At 64.3% G+C, this 22475-nt stretch carries 14 protein-coding genes; 10 read left to right on the forward strand and 4 right to left on the reverse strand.

Annotated elements, in window-relative coordinates; translation table 11 throughout:
* The first annotated feature begins 61 nt into the window (after window positions 1–61).
* The 8 genes from mrdA to AB0I77_RS01480 all read left to right on the forward strand — a co-directional run bounded on the left by mrdA (window position 62) and on the right by AB0I77_RS01480 (window position 13222).
* Window positions 62–2317 carry a penicillin-binding protein 2 gene (gene mrdA / locus AB0I77_RS01445; RefSeq protein WP_363280217.1) on the forward strand — a complete coding sequence of 752 codons (2256 nt, stop codon included), beginning with the start codon at window positions 62–64 and terminating at the stop codon, window positions 2315–2317.
* Window positions 2314–3513: a rod shape-determining protein RodA gene (gene rodA / locus AB0I77_RS01450; protein ID WP_363280218.1), complete on the forward strand. Its 1200-nt coding sequence runs from the start codon at window positions 2314–2316 to the stop codon at window positions 3511–3513. The genes mrdA and rodA overlap by 4 nt, the downstream gene beginning before the upstream one ends.
* An 87-nt stretch (window positions 3514–3600) precedes the next feature.
* On the forward strand, window positions 3601–5106 hold the full coding sequence (locus AB0I77_RS01455; protein ID WP_363280219.1) for a CYTH and CHAD domain-containing protein: 1506 nt from the start codon (window positions 3601–3603) through the stop codon (window positions 5104–5106).
* Window positions 5107–5247: 141 nt separating this feature from the next.
* The gene (locus AB0I77_RS01460) at window positions 5248–7218 is read left to right on the forward strand and encodes a TIGR03960 family B12-binding radical SAM protein (protein ID WP_363280220.1); all 1971 of its coding nucleotides are present in this window, start codon (window positions 5248–5250) and stop codon (window positions 7216–7218) included.
* Window positions 7219–7771: 553 nt separating this feature from the next.
* Window positions 7772–9172, forward strand: a complete 1401-nt coding sequence (locus AB0I77_RS01465) for an N-6 DNA methylase (RefSeq protein ID WP_363280222.1) — start codon at window positions 7772–7774, stop codon at window positions 9170–9172.
* Window positions 9169–10797 carry a restriction endonuclease subunit S gene (locus AB0I77_RS01470; protein WP_363280223.1) on the forward strand — a complete coding sequence of 543 codons (1629 nt, stop codon included), beginning with the start codon at window positions 9169–9171 and terminating at the stop codon, window positions 10795–10797. Before AB0I77_RS01465 ends, AB0I77_RS01470 begins: the two co-directional genes overlap by 4 nt.
* Complete coding sequence (locus tag AB0I77_RS01475; protein ID WP_363280224.1) at window positions 10797–12350, forward strand: AAA family ATPase; 1554 nt, start codon at window positions 10797–10799, stop codon at window positions 12348–12350. The genes AB0I77_RS01470 and AB0I77_RS01475 overlap by 1 nt, the downstream gene beginning before the upstream one ends.
* A 17-nt stretch (window positions 12351–12367) precedes the next feature.
* Complete coding sequence (locus tag AB0I77_RS01480) at window positions 12368–13222, forward strand: hypothetical protein (protein WP_363280225.1); 855 nt, start codon at window positions 12368–12370, stop codon at window positions 13220–13222.
* Here AB0I77_RS01480 and AB0I77_RS01485 read toward each other — a convergent pair.
* Window positions 13107–14321: an amidohydrolase family protein gene (locus tag AB0I77_RS01485; RefSeq protein WP_363280549.1), complete on the reverse strand. Its 1215-nt coding sequence runs from the start codon at window positions 14319–14321 to the stop codon at window positions 13107–13109. The genes AB0I77_RS01480 and AB0I77_RS01485 overlap by 116 nt on opposite strands.
* On the opposite strand from AB0I77_RS01485, the gene AB0I77_RS01490 reads away from it, so the two are divergent.
* Both AB0I77_RS01490 and AB0I77_RS01495 read left to right on the forward strand, forming a co-directional pair.
* Complete coding sequence (locus tag AB0I77_RS01490; RefSeq protein ID WP_363280226.1) at window positions 14309–17326, forward strand: NACHT domain-containing protein; 3018 nt, start codon at window positions 14309–14311, stop codon at window positions 17324–17326. The genes AB0I77_RS01485 and AB0I77_RS01490 overlap by 13 nt on opposite strands.
* 12 nt (window positions 17327–17338) lie before the next feature.
* Window positions 17339–19435 carry a TIR domain-containing protein gene (locus tag AB0I77_RS01495; RefSeq protein ID WP_363280227.1) on the forward strand — a complete coding sequence of 699 codons (2097 nt, stop codon included), beginning with the start codon at window positions 17339–17341 and terminating at the stop codon, window positions 19433–19435.
* A gap of 3 nt (window positions 19436–19438) precedes the next feature.
* Here AB0I77_RS01495 and AB0I77_RS01500 read toward each other — a convergent pair whose 3' ends face one another.
* The 3 genes from AB0I77_RS01500 to AB0I77_RS01510 are packed head-to-tail and all read right to left on the reverse strand — an operon-like array spanning window position 19439 to window position 22451.
* Complete coding sequence (locus tag AB0I77_RS01500) at window positions 19439–20023, reverse strand: TerD family protein (RefSeq protein WP_363280228.1); 585 nt, start codon at window positions 20021–20023, stop codon at window positions 19439–19441.
* Entirely contained in the window at window positions 20020–21414 is a 1395-nt protein-coding gene (locus tag AB0I77_RS01505) for a M20 family metallopeptidase (RefSeq protein ID WP_363280229.1), read from the reverse strand. The genes AB0I77_RS01500 and AB0I77_RS01505 overlap by 4 nt, the downstream gene beginning before the upstream one ends.
* Complete coding sequence (locus AB0I77_RS01510) at window positions 21411–22451, reverse strand: Lrp/AsnC family transcriptional regulator (RefSeq protein WP_363280230.1); 1041 nt, start codon at window positions 22449–22451, stop codon at window positions 21411–21413. The genes AB0I77_RS01505 and AB0I77_RS01510 overlap by 4 nt, the downstream gene beginning before the upstream one ends.
* Window positions 22452–22475: the final 24 nt, after the last annotated feature.

The raw sequence follows: 22475 nt of genomic DNA on the forward strand, positions 1-22475 counted from the left end.
ATTCGTACGCGCACACACGTCAGCACACACGTCCGCACACTGAGAGGGGGAGGCAGCAGCAGTGACCAACATCCCCGAGACCGGCCGGACCCCACGGGTCCAGATCCGGCTCGTCGTCATCCAGATCCTCGTCCTCTCCCTGCTCGGCACGCTCGGCGGCCGCCTGTGGTACCTCCAGATCCGCGAAGGCGAGGAGTACGCCAAGGAGGCCTCCGGCAACCACGTCCAGCAGGTCGTGGAGCCCGCCGTACGCGGGTCGATCCTGGACGCGCGCGGAGTGCCGCTCGCCGACAACGAGACCCGGCTCGTCGTCTCCGCCTCCCGTACCGACCTGCTGAAGATGCCGGACGACGGCAAGGCCGTCCTCGCCAAACTGGCCGGCGTCCTGGGCATGAAGCCCGCGGACGTCATGCAGAAGGTCCGGCTGTGCGACGCCAAGACGCCGCAGCCCTGCTGGAACGGCTCGCCGTACCAGCCCATCCCCATCACCGACGAGGCCACCGCCCGCCAGGCCCTCCAGATCCGCGAGCGCGCCGAGGACTTCCCCGGCATCACCGCCGAGCCGGAGGCCGTGCGCCGCTACGCCGGCCCCGGCGAGGCCAACACCGCCCAGGTGCTCGGCTACCTCTCGCCCGTCACCGACGAAGAGATCACCAAGGCCCAGGACACCGACTCGCCCTATCTGCGCTCCGACCAGGTCGGCCGAAGCGGCCTGGAGCGCCAGTACGACAAGGAGCTGCGCGGCAAGGCCGGCGTCACCCGCTACGAGGTCGACAACCTCGGCCGCGTCATCGGCGAGGCCGCGGCCGACGAGGCCCAGTCCGGCTCCAGCCTCGTCACCAGCATCGACGCCCGCGTCCAGCGGGTCGCCGAGTACGAGTTGAACGACGCGATGGTCAAGGCCCGCAAGGAGTTCGACCGCAACACCCAGGAGAACTACAAGGCCGACTCCGGCGCGGTCGTCGTGATGGAGAACAAGACCGGCCGCATCGTCTCCATGGCGTCCAACCCGAGCTACGACCCGAACGCCTGGGTCGGCGGCATCTCCGCCAAGGACTACGCCAAGCTCACCGGCAAGGACTCCAACTACCCGCTGCTGAACCGGGCCATCCAGGGTCAGTCCGCGCCCGGCTCCACCTTCAAGGTGATCTCGACGGCCGCCGCCGTCGAGGCCGGCTACCCCTTCGACGGCAACTACGAGTGCTCCAGCGCGTACAACGTCGGCGGCCAGGTCTTCAAGAACTTCGAGTCGCAGAGCTATGGCTCGATCAACCTCGGCCGCGCCCTGGAGGTCTCCTGCGACACCGTCTTCTACCGCCTCGCGCACAGCGAGTGGAAGAGGGACGGGGGCATCAACCCGAAGAAGGGTCAGCCCAAGGACTACTTCTTCAAGGCCGCCCACCAGTTCGGCCTCGGCAAGGAGACCGGCATCGACCTGCCCAACGAGGTCACCGGCCGCATCCCCGACCGCCAGTGGAAGCAGCAGTACTACGAGGCCAACAAGGACGCCTGGTGCAAGACGGGGAAGAAGGACGGCTCCTACGTCGAGAAGATCGCGTACGAGAACTGCCTCGAAGGCAACAAGATGCGCGCCGGTGACGAGATCAACTACTCCATCGGCCAGGGCGACACCCAGGTCACCCCGATCCAGATGGCCACGATCTACGCGGCGATCGCCAACGGCGGCACCCTGTACGACCCCACCGTCGGCAAGGCCATCGTCAGCGCCGACGGCAAGACCGTCCAGGAGATCAAGCCCAAGTCGCACGGCAAGCTGCCGATAAGCGGGGAGACACTGGGCGAGATGAACGAGGCCCTCGCGGGCGTCGCCGCCCGCGGTACCGCCGCCTGGCGGTTCGCCCAGACCGGCTGGCCGCAGGACAAGATCCCGATGCACGCCAAGACCGGTACCGCCGAGGTCTACGGCAAGCAGACGACGTCCTGGTTCACCACGTACACCAAGGACTACACGGTCGTCATGACGATCTCCCAGGGTGGCACCGGCTCCGGAGCCTCCGGTCCGGCCGTCCGCAACATCTACGACGCGCTGTACGGCGTCTCCGACGACGGCACGATCAACCCGAAGAACGCGCTGCTGCCCACGCCGGAGAAGAGCCTGCCGAAGATCAGGACGGACGGTTCGATCACCGCTCCGAAGGTGGCCAAGGACCCGGCGAAGGACCAGCGGGCCAGCCAGGAGGGCGCGGCCGAGCCGGACGAGCAGCAGCAGGCGGCGACCGTGTCGACACCGACGACCGGGAACCGGGACACGCGGCGCAGGCCGCGCAGGAGGCCGAGCCGGAGGATGCTCACATGACGGGGGCGAACAGCTTCCAGGTATCCGGGTACGGGCCCCAGCGCGCGGGCTGGACCCGCCTGTTCGCCCGTGACTCGCTCGCCCGCCGGCTGGACTGGCCGATACTGCTGGCGGCGCTGGCGCTCTCGGCGATCGGCTCGGTGCTGGTCTTCTCGGCGACCCGCAACCGCACGGAGATCAATCAGGGCGATCCGTACTACTTCCTGCTCCGGCACATCCTGAACACCGGCATCGGCTTCGCCCTGATGCTCGGCACGGTCTGGCTCGGCCACCGCACCCTGCGCACGGCCGTGCCGATCCTGTACGGCGCCTCGGTGTTCCTGATCCTGATGGTGCTGACCCCGCTGGGGTCGACGGTCAACGGCGCGCACTCGTGGATCGTGGTCGGCGGCGGATTCTCCCTCCAGCCCTCCGAGTTCGTGAAGGTCACGATCATCCTGGGCATGGCGATGCTGCTGGCGGCGCGGGTGGACGCGGGCGACAAGCCCTACCCGGACCAGCGAACGGTGCTCCAGGCCCTCGGCTTGGCCGCCGTACCGATGCTGATCGTGATGCTGATGCCCGACCTCGGGTCGGTGATGGTCATGGTCATCATCGTGCTGGGCGTGCTGCTCGCCTCCGGCGCCTCGAACCGGTGGGTGTTCGGGCTGCTGAGCGCGGGCGCGATCGGCGCCATCGCCGTCTGGCAACTGCACATCCTGGACGACTACCAGATCGCCCGCTTCGCCGCCTTCGCCAACCCCAGCCTCGACCCCGCCGGCGTCGGCTACAACACCAACCAGGCCCGCATCGCGATCGGTTCGGGCGGTCTGACGGGCTCCGGCCTGTTCCACGGCTCGCAGACGACGGGCCAGTTCGTGCCGGAGCAGCAGACGGACTTCGTGTTCACGGTCGCGGGGGAGGAGCTGGGCTTCGTCGGCGCGGGCCTGATCATCCTGCTGCTCGGTGTCGTCCTGTGGCGCGCCTGCCGCATCGCCCGCGAGACGACCGAGCTGTACGGCACGATCGTCGCCGCCGGAATCGTGGCGTGGTTCGCCTTCCAGTCCTTCGAGAACATCGGGATGACACTGGGGATCATGCCCGTGACGGGCTTGCCGCTGCCGTTCGTGTCGTACGGCGGAACCTCGATGTTCGCGGTGTGGGTGGCGGTGGGGTTGCTCCAGTCGATTCGGGTGCAGCGGCCCATGTCGGCCTAGGGGCACTCGGGGTTGCCCCTGAGTTTCCCCGGGATTCATCCGGGGCAGGCCCTGCCGTCCCGTCCCGGCTCCCACTACATTCGGGGCATGGCGGACACAAAGCGCGAGATCGAGCGGAAGTACGAATCCGACGAAAGCGGCCTGCCGGACCTGACCGGCGTCGCCGGGATCGCGTCCGTGATCGACAAGGGAGTCGCGCACCTGGACGCCACCTACTACGACACCGTCGACGAACGCCTCGCCGCCTCCTCGATCACCCTGCGCCGCCGCACCGGCGGCTCGGACGCCGGCTGGCACCTGAAGTTCCCGGTGGCCCCGGGCGTACGGGACGAGATCCAGGCGCCGCTCTCCGACACCGTGCCCCGCACCCTCACCGGCCTCGTCCGCTCCCGCGTCCGGGACACGGCCCTCGCGCCCGTGGTCCGGCTGCGCTCCGAGCGCGATGTGCGCGACCTCGTCGACGCGGACGGCGGGCTGCTGGCCGAGGTCAGCGTGGACGCCGTACGGGCGGAACGGCTCACCGGGGAGGGCGGCTCGGCCCAGTGGACCGAGATCGAGGTGGAACTCGCCGACGGCGGCGACCCGGCCTTCCTCGACAAGGTGGAGAAACGGCTGCGCAAGGCGGGTGTACGGCCGTCCGCGTCGGCGTCGAAGCTCGCGCGGGCGCTGGCGGAGACGGCCCCGAAGAAAAAGAAGCGCAAGGTCAGGTCCCCGCAGCCGCCCGTGACTGCCGGCGACCACGTTCTCGCCTATGTCCGCGCCCAGCGGGACGCGATCGTCGAACTCGACCCCGCCGTGCGGCGCGACGTGTTCGACTCCGTGCACCGTATGCGAGTCGCCACCCGCCGTATGCGCAGCGCCTTCCGGTCGTACGGGAAGGTCCTCGACCGCGCCGTCACCGACCCGATCGGCGAGGAACTGAAGTGGCTCGCCGGTGAGCTGGGCGTCGACCGCGACCAGGAGGTCCTGACGGAACGCCTGACGGCCGGGTTGGACGAGCTGCCGAGGCCCTTGCTGGTGGGCCCGGTCCGCACCCGGCTGCGTACCTGGTCGCACGCCCGGCGCGGAGGATCGCGCCGCCGGCTGATCGCCGTACTGGACGGCAAGAGGTACCTGGAGCTGCTGGGCTCGCTCGACGCCCTGGTCGCCGATCCGCCGCTGCTCGCGGCGGCCGGAGGGAAGCCGGAGAAGGTGATCGGCAAGGCCGTACGCAAGGACTTCGCGGCCTTGTCCGCGCTGGTCGAGCAGGCGATGGAGTCGCCGGCCGGGGCCGACCGCGACCTAGCGCTGCACGAGGCGCGGAAGAAGGCGAAGCGGACCCGGTACGCGGCGGAGGCGGCCGTCGTGCCGCTCGGCGATGCGGCGGCCGGGCTGGTCAAGTCGATGAAGTCCCTTCAGGGGCTGCTCGGCGACCACCAGGACAGCGTCATGGTCCGTGAGGCCTTGCGGGAGCTGGCACGGCAGGCGCACGCGGCGGGGGAGAACGCGTTCACGTACGGGCTGCTGTACGGGCGTGAGGAGCGGCGGGCGGCGGCCGTGGAGGCGGAGCTGCCCGAGGCCTGGGACCGGATCAAGGGCGGGGCGGCGATCTGATCGGGTGGATCGGGCAGGAGGCCGTCGCGGTCGCGTTAGTCTGGATGGTCACCCCTGTCAGTCCAGTAGTCCGGTCAGTCCAGTAGTCCTGTCAGATTCAGTAGTCCTGTCAGATCAGCCCCGCTCACGAAGGTTCGCGAGATGCCTGCCGAAGTCGCTGCGTCGGTTTTCCCGCAGCTCGAAGCTCTGCTCCCGCACGTGCAGAAGCCGATCCAGTACGTCGGCGGAGAACTCAACTCCACCGTCAAACCGTGGGAGTCGTGTGACGTCCGCTGGGCGCTGATGTACCCGGACGCCTACGAGGTCGGCCTGCCCAACCAGGGCGTCATGATCCTCTACGAAGTCCTGAACGAGCAGCAGGGCGTCCTCGCCGAGCGCACGTACAGCGTGTGGCCGGACCTGGAGGCGCTGATGCGGGAGCACAAGGTCCCGCAGTTCACCGTGGACAGCCACCGGCCGGTGCGCGCGTTCGATGTGTTCGGGCTTTCGTTCTCCACCGAGCTCGGATACACGAACATGCTGACGGCCCTGGCCCTGGCGGGCATCCCGCTGGAGTCACGGGACCGCACGATCGACGACCCGATCGTCCTGGCCGGCGGCCACGCGGCCTTCAACCCCGAGCCGATCGCCGACTTCATCGACGCGGCGATCATCGGCGACGGCGAGCAGGCCGTGCTGGACATGACGGCGATCATCCGCGCGTGGAAGGCGGAGGGCCGCCCCGGCGGTCGCGAGGAGGTTCTCTTCCGCCTGGCGCGTACCGGTTCGGTGTACATCCCGGCGTTCTACGACGTCGAGTACCTGCCCGACGGCCGTATCGCCCGCGTGGTCCCCAACAAGTCGGGCGTCCCGTGGCGCGTGTCCAAGCACACGGTGATGGACCTGGACGAGTGGCCGTACCCGAAGCAGCCCCTGGTCCCCCTGGCCGAGACGGTCCACGAGCGGATGTCGGTCGAGATCTTCCGCGGCTGCACGCGCGGCTGTCGCTTCTGCCAGGCCGGCATGATCACGCGCCCGGTGCGCGAGCGGTCGATCACGGGCATCGGCGACATGGTGGAGAAGGGCCTGAAGGCGACGGGCTTCGAGGAGGTCGGGCTTCTTTCGCTGTCGAGCGCCGACCACTCGGAGATCGGTGACATCGCGAAGGGCCTCGCGGACCGCTACGAGGACGACAAGATCGGCCTCTCGCTGCCCTCCACCCGGGTGGACGCCTTCAACGTCGACCTGGCGAACGAGCTGACGCGCAACGGCCGTAGGTCCGGTCTGACCTTCGCGCCCGAGGGCGGCTCGGAGCGCATGCGCAAGGTCATCAACAAGATGGTCTCCGAAGAGGACCTGATCCGGACGGTGGCGACGGCGTACGGCAACGGCTGGCGCCAGGTGAAGCTGTACTTCATGTGCGGCCTGCCGACCGAGACCGACGAGGACGTGCTCCAGATCGCCGACATGGCGATGAACGTGATCCAGAAGGGCCGCGAGGTCTCCGGCCAGAACGACATCCGCTGCACGGTGTCGATCGGCGGCTTCGTCCCCAAGCCCCACACCCCCTTCCAGTGGGCGCCGCAGCTGTCGGCGGAGGAGACGGACGCCCGTCTCGGAAAGCTCCGCGACAAGATCCGCGCCGACAAGAAGTACGGCCGTTCGATCGGCTTCCGCTACCACGACGGCAAGCCCGGCATCGTCGAGGGCCTGCTGTCCCGCGGCGACCGCCGCATCGGCGCCGTGATCCGCGCGGTCTACGAGGACGGCGGCCGCTTCGACGGCTGGCGCGAGCACTTCTCGTACGACCGCTGGATGCGGTGCGCCGACAAGGCGCTGGCTGATGTCGGTCTGGACGTCGACTGGTACACGACGCGTGAGCGTACGTACGAGGAGGTCCTGCCGTGGGACCACCTGGACTCGGGGCTGGACAAGGACTGGCTCTGGGAGGACTGGCAGGACTCCCTCGACGAGACGGAGGTCGAGGATTGCCGGTGGACGCCTTGCTTCGACTGCGGGGTGTGCCCGCAGATGGACACGGCTATACAAATCGGACCGACCGGGAAGAAGCTGCTGCCTCTTACGGTCAAGAACGCAGGTCAGGCGCCAGCTTCGAGTGGTCATGCGCACTGACGTGAGCGAGGCACTCGATCGGGTGATTGAGGCGCTGGCGGGGGCGAGCGAGGAGGAGGTGGTGGCAGTGCTGGCAACCGTGGGCTCTTTGCCGCGCCAGCGCTTGGCATCTCTAGCTGCTCTCCCGGGTACACCACTGCCGGCCCCCGGCGGCGCCTCCGAGATCTGTTCAGAGGTCGAGCGGGTCTCAGGTCTGTGAGGACTTGAGGAAGCGGAGCGAACCACTGAGCCCCCTCTTCGACTCGGAGGGGGCTCAGTGCTGACTGGTCAATGGCAGGCAACCGTCCTTCTTGTCTTCCACATACTCCGAGCGCAAGCTTGCGGACCGCGCGTCGGACCTCGATGTGCTGGGCAGAGACTTCACCGCACCTCTGTCGCCGAGAAGCCAAGGTTGTGCAACGCCGGTGGGCTGACGTCCTCGAGACCGCCCCGAGTTACTCGCTCGAACCCGACCGGGCCTTATATCGCTGCATCTCAACGCAGTAGCATCACGCTGTTGCCACCGCCTGGCCCAGTAGGCTACATGCACTCACGCCCCAACCAAGGATGACAAGTGCAAGACACCGCAGACGTCACTCGCCGCCTCTGGGCCCTGTGCGGGGTACTCAGGGACGACGGAATCACCTACCACGAATACCTCAGCGAACTTACCTATCTTTTGTTCCTCAAGCTTGCCAAGGAGCTGGGGGTCGAGAAGGCGATCCCGAATGAGGCTGGTTGGGAAAAGCTAAGCGCCGCCTCTGAGGCGGAAAAGCTGAATGCTTACAGAAAATCGCTAAAGCTTCTCGGTGAGGCACGCAATGCAACGGTGAGGGATATTTTCGCAGGAGCTAAAACGGCGATTAGCTCGCCCACATCCCTCGATCAGTTGGTGCAGGCGATTGATGATATCGACTGGTACAGGGCCCGCCAAAACGGAATCGGCGACGTGTATGAGGGTTTGATCGAAAAAAATGCCCAAGAGTCGAGGTACGGAGCGGGGCAATACTTCACGCCCCGGGCTGTAGTTGAGGCTATCGTCCAAGCCTGCCAGCCAACACCGGATGACAGTGTTTACGATCCTGCTGCTGGGACTGGTGGATTTTTGATCGCAGCAGGGCTTCATGCACGGGATGAAAACGGAAGCACCCCCCAGCTTTCCGGGGTCGAGCTGGTTTCCGATGTACGAAAGCTAGGCTTGATGAACCTGATCCTGCACGATCTGCAGGGTGAGGTGATATTGGGTGACGCTCTGCACCAAAAGCCGCGCGAGCAAGGCTTCTCCCTGTGCCTTACGAATCCACCTTTTGGAGTGAAGGGAAGTCTGACCAGAGAGCAGAACGACTTGCTCGACTTCCCAACGGGAAATAAACAATTGGCCTTCCTGCAGCATGCCTACAAGAACCTTGCCAAGAATGGGCGTGCGGCAATCGTTGTTCCAGATAACGTGTTGTTTGAGGAAGGAGTGGCTACATCCATCCGGACTAAGCTGGTGCATGATTTCCGGCTCCACACCGTACTGAAGTTGCCGACCGGGATCTTTTACGCTTCCGGTGTTCGCACCTCTGTACTTTTTTTCTGTGCCGACGGAACCACGTCGGACACCTGGTTCTATGACCTCCGTGAAGGACAGGCATCCTTCGGTAAGAGGCGTCAATTCACTAGCGAGGACCTGCAAGACTTTGTAAAATGCTACGGGCCTGATGCAATGGGGCGAAGTGCACGTAAGGAAAGTAGCCGATTTCGGTCTATGAGCGTGTCGGATCTGGCTGCTAACAATTATCGACTGGACGTTATAACGTCGCATTCAGATGCCGCTCATACGAGCACTGTGACAGTTGAACGGATGCTCGAATCTACGCGCAGTATGACTGATGAACTAGATGCGGTGCAGTCCAATATCCAAGAGATCGAGAAATTGTTGACCTCTTTCGTCGAGGCCGCTGGCTCTCCCGATCGCACACAAACCTCATGATTGATGCGAGTATCTATCCCTCATCCTGGGAAGTATGTCCCGTAGGGGAAGCCGGCGAGGCGATCGTGGGACAACAGCGCTCGCCTGATACCACGCATGGGAACGGTCTTCTTCCCTATCTCAGGGTCGCCAACGTTCAGGACGACGCTCTTGATCTGAACGATTTGACCACTATGCGCTTCACAGGTGCAGCTAGAGAGAAGTACCGTCTCCGAGACGGAGACGTGCTCCTGTGTGAAGGCCAGAGCAGAGAGCTGGTTGGGCGAGCGGCTCTTTATCGTGGCGAACCAGAGGAACTGTACTTTCAGAACACGGTAATTAGATTTCGGCCACACAGCGAGATTCTTCCAGAGTTCGCACTGATCGTATTTCGGGCTTATCTGTATTCGGGTGTATTTTCCGAAATTGCAAAGTCCACCACAAATATTGCCCATCTCGGCTTGAATCGATTTAGGTCCCTTCCTTTCCCGGTACCGTCACGGGCAACTCAGGAAGCAATCGTTGATACGGCACGCTCCATCCAATCATCGATTGATGCGTCACTAAGTGGACTGGCCAGCCTTACGTATACAGCCGAACGAATGCCCGCAGACATGCGGGACTTGGCCCTTCTTGGCGACCGGCCTATTGGAAATCCAGGGTCCGTAGACCCAGCTCTCTCCTGTAAATGGCTAGCAGCAGCAGATGTCGTGCCTTCTGATTCACCCATCGTCTATGGAATCCATCAGCCTGGCCCTGACATAAATGATGCAACCGGCGTTCCGTACATCCGTGGCCAGGACTTGAGGGATGGTTACATCGCCGCTGATAGCTTGAAGCACACGTCTGCAGAAATTGCGGAGCAGTATTCGCGGGCTCAGCTCTCGACGGGAGACGTGCTGCTAGGAATCATTCGCAGCCTTCGTGTTGCCATCGTGCCAGAGGAACTAGATGGCGCACATATCACCCAGGGCACAGCTCGCATTCGTCCAGGCGAGGAAATCGATAGTTCGTACCTCGCTCACTGGCTCCGAAGCGGGTCAGCCCAAGCGTGGTTCCGTAGCCGGCTTAGAGGTATCAACATGCCTCGGTTGAACTTGCGTGACGTACAAGAGCTTCCCGTGCCTGTTAGGAAAATTCCCGACCAGATCAGGTTGGGCCAGCTTCTAGACATCGCGACCGAGGCGCTCGAACAGATTGTAGAAGACGCTAATGCCTCAGTTGGGCGGCTGCGTGCCTTGGAACGTGATGCAGTGAATTCTTGTGCCTACGGGGCGGTGGCACATGCGATCACTAAACGAGTGGCGCCGGATAGACAGAAGGACCTTGCGCAACTCGCCGTTTCAAGAATTAAGGCTAGCTCATCTATGGCAAATGCAACTCCCAAACCCCGCAAGCGTGCTGCGTCCAAAGCAGCACCACGGAAGAAAGTGACACTCCAATCAGACACTAATTCAGTGCAGTTGCTCGCTTCGCTTAGCAGGGCTGGCCACCCTATGACACCGGAGGATCTGTTTAGGGATCTGGAACTCGAAGATTCGGCTATTGATAGCTTTTTTGTGGTTCTGCGGAAGCTATCACATGAAGGCAAGATCACGATCCACCGCCCTAACGATAGTGACGTTCACATCGAGAGGATTCCTTGATGAGGATCGTCAAGTTCGAAGTTGATAGCTTCAAGAATCTCAAGGATTTCTCCATCTCGTTTGATCGAGGATCGCCGGTATCTGTTCTCGTGGGACGTAACGGAGCGGGAAAATCGAATCTTCTTGAGGCTCTAACTATCGTTTTCAGAGACCTCGATCTGGGGTTGGCCCCCACCTTTTCGTATCGCTTAGAGTATGAAGTAGGCGGTCACGACGTGGCGGTAAAGTCCGAGCTGCCTTCAGGGCAGCAAGATTATAAACTCGAATGCACGATTGACGGTAACCATCTATCGACTGCGAAATTCGTCGGGGCGGCAGGTGCAACCTACCGGCCAACACATGTTTTCGGTTACTACTCAGGCCCGAGTAATCGCCTAGAAGAACACTTCGTAGCTCATCAAGAGCGCTTCTATAAGGACTTGCTTGCCGGTATTGACCGCCCCTTGCGACCGTTGTTTTATGCGCGCAACGTCCATTCGAATTTTGTGCTACTTTCGTTCTTCCTTGACGAAGATCCGGCCGTCATGCGTCTACTGCGTGATCAGCTCGGTATCGAAGGGCTTGATTCAGTTCTGTTCGAGATGCAGAAACCTTCTTGGGGCGATAAGGGGAGGGGTGGGGACCCTCGTTTCTGGCGAGCCAGGGGCACGGTACGAGCGCTTTTGGATCGTCTCTATGCACTGTCTCTTGCCCCGATGAGGCTGAACCGGAAGGTTCGCGCGGGGCTGGGCGGCCGTCTATCTGAATCTGAGCATCTGTTCCTATACCTGGAAAGCCTCGAGAAAGCGCGCGAGCTTGCGTCCGGATACCTCAGCTACAGCGATTTCTTCAAGGCGCTTGAGAGTACATATATTTCCGAGTTGATCTACGATGTTCGGATTCGAGTAAGAACTAGCAGATCAGATACGCCCTTGACTTTCCGAGAGCTGAGTGAGGGCGAGCAGCAACTTCTGCTAGTGCTTGGCTTGATGCGCTTCACCCGTGAAGAAGAGTCCCTATTTCTGCTCGACGAGCCTGATACTCACCTAAATCCTTCCTGGAGCGTTAGGTATAGAAGGTTTCTTAGCGAAGTGGGCGCGCTCGATGAGGGGTGCCATGTTTTGATGGCTACCCATGATCCGCTCGTCGTGGCCGGCCTGCTAAAAAACGAGGTGCGGATTCTGGAAAGGGAGTCTGATGGGAGAATCTCTGCTGTCGAGCCCCTGGATCACCCTCGCGGGATGGGAGTGGGAAGTCTGCTCACCAGCGATATCTACGGTCTCCGTTCTCAGCTAGATCTTGAAACTCTTACGCGCTTGGACCGTAAACGGGATCTCGCATCTCGCGTGGGGGATCTCAATGAGTCTGAAGCGGACGAACTGAGTCAACTTGGTCATGAACTGCGTGACCTCGGTTTGTTGATGGAGAATCGAGACCCTGAGTTCCAGGAATATTTGCGAGCTAAGGCCGAAGTGCGTGAGCCGGAGAATCAAATTACTCTAACTCGGCAAGAGATTGAAGAGAGCAGGGCAGCTGCTGCTGCTCTCCTGAGGGACATAGGTTCGGAAGACTAGCGGGGGGAAGGGGAGGAATGATTTTCATTGACATTCAGGAAGTTATCTCAACGCTGGGAGAGGATTGGAAAAAAGAAGCGCAGCTTATCACTAAAAAACTTAAGGAGGCAAAAAATGAAGCTGAACGGAAAACATTAATTGCGGAACATGAAGGTGTTTGGCGACAGCTGAAGTCAAAGCTTTCCGCGTTCGCACATCATAAATGCTGGTATTGCGAGACGTTCAGCTACAGGTCTGACAACTCGGTTGACCATTTTCGACCCAAGTTGCGTGTCTACGAAGACAAGGGCCACCCTGGATACTGGTGGCTCGCCTTCTCTCCAGCGAACTATCGCTTCGCTTGCACCTTTTGCAATAGCCGCCGACATGATGTGGGAGGAACTTCCGGCGGTAAGCATGATCATTTCCCTCTGGTTGACGGCTCTCCCAGAGCTGTTGACCCGTATACGCCGCTCTCGGTAGAGAACCCGTTGCTTTTGGATCCCTGCTGGAAGTCGGACGTTGCGGCGTTCTGGTTTGATGACACAGGCGAGGTCAGTGTCAACCCACCTTTTAAAGAAATGGATGATCACGCTGAGGAAAAGGTGGATGCCTCCCGCCATTTCTATCACCTAGATCAAGTGTCTCTGGTTGAGGCGAGGCGACGAGTCTATCTAAGGGTTCTGAGCCTTTGTGATCAAGCTGACGATTCGTTCATCAGTTGGCAGAAGACGAAAGATCACTCAGCAAAGATGGCTTTCAGGGAAGCCATGAATGCTATTGCACGCATGCGGGATCGGACTGCTGAGCACTCGGCCGTTGCCCATTGTGCAATCCGGGGATACCGGCACAGTAGTATCTCCGCCAGCCTTTCCTACGACTCGGCCGCGTGATCAAGTACATGCTGTTAAACGTGACTGCGTCGGTGCGCAGCAGGACCAGGTCGGCCTGCTTGCCCTGGGGGATGCTGCCGACCTGGTCGCCGAGTCCCAGAGCGCGGGCGCCGTCGATGCTCGCGAACTCCACCACGTCCCGGGCGGTCAGCGAGGGCGGCCTGCCGTGCACGGTGTCCCGGCCGCGCTGCACGCTGAGCGTGGTGCGCATGGTCGAGAACATGTCGCCGCCGGCGGAGGGACAGTCGTCGATGGAGAGGGTCGGTCGGATGCCCGCGGCGAGCGTGCGCCCGGTCTCGGGTCGGCCGAAGCCCATCTTCGGCTCCACCTCGGGGCTGATCGACACCGAGCAGCCCGCGTCGGCCATCATCGTCAACTCGTCGTCGTCCAGGCCGTTGCCGTGCACGAACGTCGTCCGCTCGTCGAGCAGGCCGTGCTCCCGCAGGGCGGCGACCGGCCGACGTCCCTGCGCCGCGCCGGAGCGCACGTGTACGCGCATGCTTACCCGCAGCCCGAGGTCCCTGGCCGCGGCGACGTCGGCGGCTGTGGTCTCCATGCTCGTGATCTGAGGACCGCGCAGGCCCAGCGCCAGCGTCACGAGGGCGCTGTCGTCGGGGACTTGGCCGCGCATCCGGGCGAGTTCGGCGGCGACGGGGCCGGCGGTGCCGATCCCCACGCCGTAGCAGCAGACGCTCCGCCCGGGTGCCTGGCAGAGAGCGTCGAGCGCCGCGTCGCCGTGTGCGGTGGTGTCGGTGCAGTGGCACCAGTCCAGCAGCGTGGTGATGCCCGACTGAAGTGCCTCGACCCGGCCGAGCAGCGTTCCGACGTGTACGTCCTTCGGCCGGTGGTGCGGGCGGATCGTGCCGTGCGTCGCGGCCCGGTCTCGGGAAACGTCCAGTCGGCACCGATCCCCCGGAACACCGCCTGCCAGGTGTGCCGGTGGGTGTCGACGAAGTCGGGCAACACCAGCGCGTCGCCTCGTGGCAGATCGCCGGTGGCAGGGTCGACGCTGAGCACTGTGCCGCCGCGCATGGTGACTTCGGTATCTTCCCGTCCGGCCACCCGTTCGGCCTCTAGGATGTGCCTGTGGGGTCTCAATTCGACAAGGTGCTTCCGCATGGCGTTGGTGCCGCTGCGATAGTTTTTGTGGCGCTCTTTTTTCTCGCTGCTTTCTTCAGCGAGCTGATGAAAGGTTTTGCCGCACGTTCGATCGACACCATCTTCCGCCGGAAGAATGCGTTACGACGGGTCGGTGGAAGGCAGCTGCGGCGTTATCGCCAGAGGGCCGAGCAGTGGCATGCAAAGCATCCGCTTGGCTTCGATACGGCGAACGTCGATGTCCGTCGCATATACGTCCCGCTGCAGTCTGCCATCGGAACCGAACGTGCGGACATGAGCGAGACCCTGCTGAACAGTTCACGTGTCGTCGTTCTGGGGGAACCCGGGGCTGGTAAGTCCCTGCTCCTGAAGACCGAAATTCTTCGGTGGCTGGAGAAAGGGGACGACAGCCAAGTACCAGTGATCGTCAGCCTGCATAAATGCAACGTCTCGCGCGACAGCCTCCGAGACTTCATCGTCGCCGAATTCAATCAGGCGAATTTGAGTGGCGCAGCCTCACTTGTGGACAAGATGCTGTCGACCGGTCGCCTGCGCGTCTTCTTCGACGGCCTCGACGAAGTTGGTCGAGATGATCGTGAGCGGGTGGAAGGGGAGTTGCGCGAGTTTTCGCGGACTCATGCGGGATGCCCCATGATTGTTACTTGTCGCACCGCGGTTTATGACGGCCAGCTGAGTCCCGAGTTTGACTACGTGGCACGCATCGCAGAGTTCGACGATGCGTCGATGCGGCGATTTCTCAACAACTGGAACAAGGCGGAAGACGCGCTGAACGTCAACCGTGTGATCGCCTCACTGCGCAGTAATCGTGATCTCATGAGGATAGCGCGACGCCCCTTGCTCCTGACGATCATCGCCTATCTTCAGTCAGGCGATCGAGCAGATGATTTCGGGCCGCTGCCCAATTCCCGTGCCGAATTCTACCGTGCGGCTATTGCGCACTTGCTCGACCGCGACAGGCAGCTCGGCCGCAAGAGTGCAATATCAAAATACAACGGCAATCGAAAGCTGCTCATTCTGCAGCATATCGCGCTTGCGATGCACGAAGCTCCCATGGAGCGCGAGGATCACCTTGCTATATCTGGAGCGAATGTAGAGTCGATCGTCCGCTCGCTGCTCCCCGACTTCGACTTGGGGAACGATCACGTCTTGCCCCTCATGGACGAGATCGTCGACCGCAGCCAGCTGTTGCGGCCTTTGGACACGCTGCGGAGCCAATACGGGTTTGCCCATCTCACGCTGCAGGAGTTCCTTACCGCGCAGGCGCTTCATGACTCGCCGAGCGATATAATTCAGAAATACCACAGCGACCCGAACGCGTGGCGTGAAGTGGTCAAGTTCTGGTGTGCGGTCGCCAGCGTCGACTGCACGTCGCTGATTTCTTCTATTTATCGGGATGGCGGCCTCGACAGTAAGATACTTGCGCTGGAGAGCCTTTCCGATACCACTTCAGTGGATTCGGGTCTGGCTGAGGAAATCATCAACCACTTCTTGGCGCGCCTGGATCTGCGCGGGCTCGAAGGTGCGGCCATCGTCAGCGCGCTCGGCGCTCTCGCTGCGAACAACACTCCACGTGGGAACGAAACCCTTGGCTCACTTCGCCGAATAGCCTGGGAAGAGCCCTCGGAGCGCCAAGCGGCGGCGATGCTTGCCATGGCCGCATCGGACAGGCAAGAAGCGGCGTTTTATCTCAGCGAACTTGAAGAGAACGGTGATCGCCGTGCGGGGGCCCGGGCCGCCCTGCGCTCCATGGGCGAAATCGCGATCCCGCAGCTTGCGCTGTCCGCGCAGCGGCGGCAAGAGATCTGGGCCATTGACGTACTGGGGAGAATAGGTACTCCGGCAGCGGCAACTGAGCTGGCCTCCCTCCTGTGGATGTGGACATCCGCAGCCCGCCGTGCGGCTTGGCTGCTTGCCTCGCTCATACGCGTGCCCGATGTGGAAGAGGCGCTGCGCGAGTGTGAGACGCCCGAAATTGCAGAATCCTATTCCTGGCTTTGGACCAGTGCTGAGGAGTCAAGGTCACTCCGCATGATCGCAGGCCGTATAGGCTTCTTACTGGATGGTGGTCACCTGCAAGGGTGCGTGGATCACTTGGACGGCTGCTCGCCGAGCGCGCCCATTCCGGATGAGCCCATCGAAGTGCGAATGATCGACCTCAGAATCGGTGCCCCCATCGCTTCTCTCGGAATCGAGCGTCATCGCTATAATCAAGACGCCATCCCGAGGCATCTGCGGCAAGCGCGAGTACTGTTGGACAGTCAGCATGTCTTCAACTGGGTCCGCTCATTGACCGGGCAGGACCGGCGGGATCAGTTTGCCGAGATCTTCCGCAAGCATCGACACCTTCCCAACATTTACCGTCACCTCTCGCAGCTGCTGCCCAGGGAGGTGGAAAGCCTCATTATTTTTCGGCTGGTCACACCCAAGAACGTGGACTCTCCGCTGACCAAGGATCTGTGGCGGGCGGCATGCACCGATCCGCCGCGACCCCCCGTTGTGCTGAAAAGCGTCATCAAGTGGGCAACGCTGGGCGTCTTGACGGTGCTTTACGTCCTGGCGACCATGCGTGCCTTGGCTACCGAATTCTCCTATCAATCCTGGTGGATTCCTTCGATGAGCAGTTCGTTGGCAGGCGTGGCGGGATCAGCCAGTTTCATATTCCTGGCCTCTTCCGCTCTGCTCCTGGCTCTCACTCTCTATGATCGAAGGCTGGACTACTGGTCGGAGTCCGTGGAAATTCTTCTGGCTCTGACGCGACTGTTTTTCGTGCCCTGCTATCTCTTTCTGTCTCTCGAGCTCGCGGTTGCCTGGTTGGGGTGGAAAGTAACCGCGATCTTCGTGGTGGCAATCGCTGCCGCTTTGGCGCTTGGTTACTGGGACGTGAATCGAAGAGTACGTGACCTGGCCAATCCTTTTCGGAGCATGCTTTCCGTCGAGCTGGGTGACGACGGTCTTACTCCTGGCTGGACGGCTCGCGCGGGATGACGGGAGAGGTGGATGGGCGAAGTCGACGCACTCGTCATCACGGCGCTCAAGGAGGAGTACGACGCGGCCCGGGTGGCCGCTTCGGCCGGGTATGCGGGCCATCCCGGGGTCAGGGTGTGGGAGGAGCGTGACCGGGAGACGCCGACGCCTTACCTCGTCGGCAAGTACGTCCTGGCCGACGGCTCGCAGGTGACCGTGGCCCTGGCGCGTCCGACCAGAATGGGTGCCACCGCGACCGCGCCCGTCGTGTCGACCCTCGTGGAGCGGCTGCGGCCCAGCTGCCTCGCCATGTGCGGCGTGTGTGCGGGCAACCCGGCCGACCTCGCGCTCGGCGACGTTGTCGTGGCCGAGCTGGCGTATGCCTACGACGAGGGGAAGCGCACCCAGGACGGCTTCGCGGGCGACCACCGTCAGATTCCCGCGCCCGACGGCTGGGTCCGTGCCGCGCAGGACATGGTGACGACGGATCTGCCGAGCTTTGGCGAGGCGTCGGACGACGAGGCGAAGATCTGGCTGCTGGAGCGTCTTTGCGCGGGCGACGACCCGAGGCGGCACCCCGCGCGCTCGCGTTATCTCTCCGGACAGTCGTGGGCCGCCGTCATCGGGTCGCTTCAGTCGGCCGGCCTGCTGACCCGTGAGGGCGCCGCTCTGTCGCTGACGGACACCGGGTACTCGTACATCGAGCAGGCCATCTACGACGACGTGCACGGCCCTGAGAAGCTGCCGTTCGCCGTCGCGGTGGGACCGATGGCGAGCGGCAACGTGGTGGTGAAGGACGGCCTCACCTGGGACCAGCTGAAACGGTGGGGCGTGCGCACCGTCGCCGGGCTGGAGATGGAGTCGGCGACCATCGCGCAGGTCGCCCACCGGTTGCGGCTCCCCGACTGGGTGGTCGTCAAGGGCGTCATGGATCACGCGGATCCGCGTAAGGACGACCGCTACAAGGGGTTCGCGGCGCGCGCCTCCGCGGAGGTCCTGTTCAAACTGCTCGCGGTCCGGCTGGCATCGGGCAAGGCCCGCGCGCCGGCCGGCGGGAAGTCCCGTGTCAGGTCCGTCTACGTCATCGGCGGCGCTACCGGGGAGACCACGTACCCCGACTACGAGAAGTCCCAACTGGCGCATGTCTGCACCCAGTTGGGCGAGACCGTGGCCAGGTCCGGCGCGGAGCTCATCGTGTGCAGCCCGTTTCCCGACTCCGCGGACCTGCACGCGGTGATCGGTTACGTCCAGTCCGGAGCGGGCCGCGTCGTCCATCTGCACAGTCCGCGCCATCCACAGGTGGCGCAGAAGCAGCAGGAGATGCTGGAGATGCTGGGGACCGGCCACGACGTAGAGATCAAGAACTGGCACTATCCCGGCCCGGAGGACGACGAGTCCTGGGAACAGGCGTGGTTGCTGTGCCAGATCCAGGCGCTCGAGGGGGCCGACGCGGTGGTCTCGGTGGGCGGCCGGGTCTCGAAGACGGCCAACACGGTCCTCCATCTGGCCGAGGCCCGCCAGAAGCCGCTGGTGCCCTTCGAGTTTCTCGGCGGCGCGTCCCGACGGGCCTTCCAGCGCCGCGACTGGGCCCGTCTCCATCCCGGACTGGACCACCGCCGGCTCATGGACAAGGACGGCGTGGCCGAGGCGATGAAGATCGCGGACCACCTGGTGACCGCCCGGATGCGCGACGTCCACAACTACACCTGGCCGCCGAGCCGGGTGTTCATCAGCCGAGCCCGGCCCGACGCGGAGTTCGCGGGCGCCCTGCACGCGTACCTCTCCGGAGTGGGGATCACCGCGCTGATCGGAGAGCGGGAACTCAGACCGGACCGCATGGTCGCCCCGACCATCGACGACGCGGTGCTCTCCGCCGACCTGTTCATCGCGCTGTGGAGCAAGTCGTTCGCGGTGAGCCGATTCTGCTACGACGAGATCGAACTGGCGCTGCGCAGGCACGAGGTGGGCGAACTCCAGCTCTGGATCATCAACCTCGACGGCTCGGACATCGTCCCGCCCGCCGCCCGCAGGCTGCCCCAGACCGTAGCGAGGTCACCCCACGCCCTGGTCACGCTGGTCCAGGACCTGCTGGCATCCGACGAACCGGCTCAAGGCGGTGAACCTGCCTGACGCCTACTTGCTCGCGGCGAACCGCATCAGGGCGAGCTGGTCGCCCTGCTTTATCTTGCCCGTCACGTTGATCACTTCGAGCTTCCAGGTGCCGCCGGACCGTACGGCCTTGGCGACGGCGCAGCCGTTGTCCGTGGTGAGCATGCTCGGCCAGATGTCGGCGACCTGCTGAGGGGAGCCGCCGGTCGCGTCGTACACCTTGAAGCTGATGTTGCGGGCCTTCTGGAAGGAGCTGCCCTTCTTGTAGGCGGCGGCGACGAAGACGATCGAGGTGATGTGGGGCGGGATCTTCGAGAACTCGACCGTGACGGTCTCGTCGTCGCCGTCCCCGTGGCCGGTCTGGTTGTCGCCGCTGTGCAGCAGGGAGCCGTTGCCGATGGGGTCGAGCGAGTCGATGCCCGCCAGGCGCACCGGATCCCCGTCGTGCATGGCGATGGCGATGAGGTCGAGGTCGGTGCCGGTCTTTCTGCGGAGTCTGCCCATCACTCCGCCGCTGGCGCCGGCGGTGGGGTCCCAGGACACCCCTATGGACAGGTGGGTCACCCCGTCGAGATCCGCGGGCCCGTCTTCCTTCGTGAGAGTAATCATGCGCCCATACTGCCTGGGCTTTCGCCGAGGTCCCAGAACAGGCCCGCCATGATGCGCAGGGATTCGCGGGCCACCGAGCCCAGCAGGTGTTCGTCGGGGGCGTGTTGGGCGCAGGACGGGTGGGAGTGGGGGACCCAGACCGTCGGGAGGCCGAGGATGTCGGCGAAGGCGTCGTTGGGGAGGGTGCCGCCGAGGTTGGGGAGGATGGCCGGGGGCTTGCCGGTGGTGCGGTGGAGGGAGGCCTCTGCCCAGTGGACCCAGCGGGAGTCGGGGCTCAGGCGGGTGGCGGGCACCGCCTGGAGGAGTTCCACCGCGACCATGGGGAGGGCCTGGGCGTCCAGGTGGGCGCGCACGATCGCTTCGAGTCGCTGCCAGTCCGTGCCTACGACGAAACGGAGCTGGACGTCCGCGTGAGCCGTGCCCGGGATCGCGCCGACCGGCTTGGCCGGGTCGCCGGCGGACAGGGCGAGGATCTCCAGGGTGTTCCAGGCGAAGACGCGTTCGGCCGGGGTGAGGCCCGGTTCACCCCAGTCGGTGTCGACCTCGGGGTCGGCTTCGCCGCCGCCGACGGTGAGGCCGGCGAGGGCGGCCGCGACCGGTTCGGGGATCGCGGGGGGCCGTAGGCCTTCGACCAGGATGCGGCCCCGGGCGTCGACCATGGTCGCCAGCGCGGCCGCGAGCACGGTCGCCGGGTTGCGCAGCGCGCCGCCCCAGTTGCCGGAGTGGTGGGCGCCCTCGCGCAGGTCCACGCGGAGGCGGAAGTTGGCCGCGCCGCGCGAGCCGAGGAACAGAGTGGGGCGGTCCGCGGCGAGGCGGGGGCCGTCGGAGGCGATGAGGAGATCCGCGCGCAGGTCGTCCTTGAAGCGGCGGCAGAACGCGCGCAGGCCGGGGGAGCCGGTCTCCTCGCCCGTCTCCATGAGGAGTTTGAGGTTGAAGCCGAGTTTGCCGCCCCGGGTGGTCAGGACCTGTTCGAGTGCGGCCAGGTTGACCGTGTGCTGGCCCTTGTTGTCGGCGGTGCCCCGGCCGTAGAGGCGGTCGCCCTCCACGACCAGCTGCCAGGGGGACAGGCCCGTACGCCAGCGGTCGTCCTGGCCGGGGACGACGTCGGCGTGGCCGTAGACCAGGACGGTCGGCAGGTCGTCGGACTCGTGGCGGTGGGCGAGGAGGAAGGGGCCCGCGTCCGGTTCCGGGTTGTCGATGATGCGGGTGGCCGCGCCCAGGCGGCTCGCGGCCGGGGCGAGTTCGTCGGCGAGGTAGGCGCGCAGCTTCGTCGTGTCGACCGGGGGGCGGCTCTGCGTCGGGTACGCGACCCGGCGGCTCAGGTCGGCGAGGAAGGCGCCGGAGTCGAAGTACGCGCTCGCGCGGTCGATGGCGGTGTCCCGGGTGGTCATGCTGCTCCGTTCTCGGGCTTGTCGTGCGTGGCCGCCAGACGGCCGTCCTCGCGGTCCAGCCAGTGCCGCCGCAGTGCGTCCAGTACGACGGTGACGTCGAAGGACGTCACCCCGGGCAGGTCGGCCAGGTCCCGGGCGAGGAACTCGGCGAGGCCGTCCTCGTCGCGGAAGACGCCGTGGTGGACGACGCAGGAGGCGCCCGCGGTGGTGGACACATAGCGGGCCGAGGGGTGCCGGGAGAGGGCGAGGGCCACGTCCCGCATCGCGCTCGGGGACACCGGCAGGGGGATCACGACCTCCAGGGCGTAGCCGAGCAGCCCCGGTTCGATCTCCACCCGGGGGCGGACCAGGCCGCGTTGGAGCAGCGACTGGGTGATGCGGTAGGCGGTGGACTGTCCGATGCCGAGTTCCCTGGACACCTGGGCGGCGGTGATCCGGCCGTCGGCGGCGAGCAGGCGCAGGGTGCGCAGTTCGTCGTCGGTGAGGGTGCCGTGGCGGCCCGGGCTGCTGACGGCCTCGTCCTGCGCCGCGTGCTCCGTGAGCCGTCGTACCTGGTCCGGGTTCAGGCGGGGCAGGCGCCAGGAGTCGGACTTGGTGGCGGAGGAGAGGATGAGTTCGGAGCGGGCCGAGCGCACGCCGGGGGTGGCGGGGATGGTCCGGGACAGCAGGTCGCGGGTGCGCTCGCGCCGGGCCGGCTGGACGGTGCAGTAGACGTCCGCCTGTCCGGCGGTGACGGCGACATGGCTCGCCTCGGGCAGGTCGGCGAGGCGGCGGGCCACCTCCGGGGCTCGCCCGGGTTCCGCGGTCACCCAGATGTGCCAGGGGTTGCCCTCGCCGGACACCGACCAGTCGAGCTGGCCGATCACCCGCAGCAGCCGGTCGGACTCCAGCCGGGTCAGCCGGCGGCCCGCGGTGCTCGCCGAGACGCCCAGCGCCTCCGCCAGCAGGCTCAGCGGAGCCCGCGGGGCGTGCTGGAGCGCGGCGACCAGGTCGAGATCGTCGTCGTCCAGGGTGTCCATGTCGTACATCCATCCCATCCAGTCATAGAACGAATCCGTCAA

Source organism: Streptomyces sp. NPDC050619 (assembly GCF_040654815.1).
GTDB lineage: Bacteria > Actinomycetota > Actinomycetes > Streptomycetales > Streptomycetaceae > Streptomyces.

What these genes read in the sequence shown, in the direction of transcription:
- rodA (WP_363280218.1), top strand. Translation starts at nt 2,314, where the DNA reads ATGACGGGGGCGAACAGCTTCCAGGTATCCGGGTACGGGCCCCAGCGC.
- AB0I77_RS01455 (WP_363280219.1), top strand. Translation starts at nt 3,601, where the DNA reads ATGGCGGACACAAAGCGCGAGATCGAGCGGAAGTACGAATCCGACGAA.
- AB0I77_RS01460 (WP_363280220.1), top strand. Translation starts at nt 5,248, where the DNA reads ATGCCTGCCGAAGTCGCTGCGTCGGTTTTCCCGCAGCTCGAAGCTCTG.
- AB0I77_RS01470 (WP_363280223.1), top strand. Translation starts at nt 9,169, where the DNA reads ATGATTGATGCGAGTATCTATCCCTCATCCTGGGAAGTATGTCCCGTA.
- AB0I77_RS01475 (WP_363280224.1), top strand. Translation starts at nt 10,797, where the DNA reads ATGAGGATCGTCAAGTTCGAAGTTGATAGCTTCAAGAATCTCAAGGAT.
- AB0I77_RS01480 (WP_363280225.1), top strand. Translation starts at nt 12,368, where the DNA reads ATGATTTTCATTGACATTCAGGAAGTTATCTCAACGCTGGGAGAGGAT.
- AB0I77_RS01495 (WP_363280227.1), top strand. Translation starts at nt 17,339, where the DNA reads ATGGGCGAAGTCGACGCACTCGTCATCACGGCGCTCAAGGAGGAGTAC.
- AB0I77_RS01500 (WP_363280228.1), bottom strand. Translation starts at nt 20,023, where the DNA reads ATGATTACTCTCACGAAGGAAGACGGGCCCGCGGATCTCGACGGGGTG.
- AB0I77_RS01505 (WP_363280229.1), bottom strand. Translation starts at nt 21,414, where the DNA reads ATGACCACCCGGGACACCGCCATCGACCGCGCGAGCGCGTACTTCGAC.
- AB0I77_RS01510 (WP_363280230.1), bottom strand. Translation starts at nt 22,451, where the DNA reads ATGGGATGGATGTACGACATGGACACCCTGGACGACGACGATCTCGAC.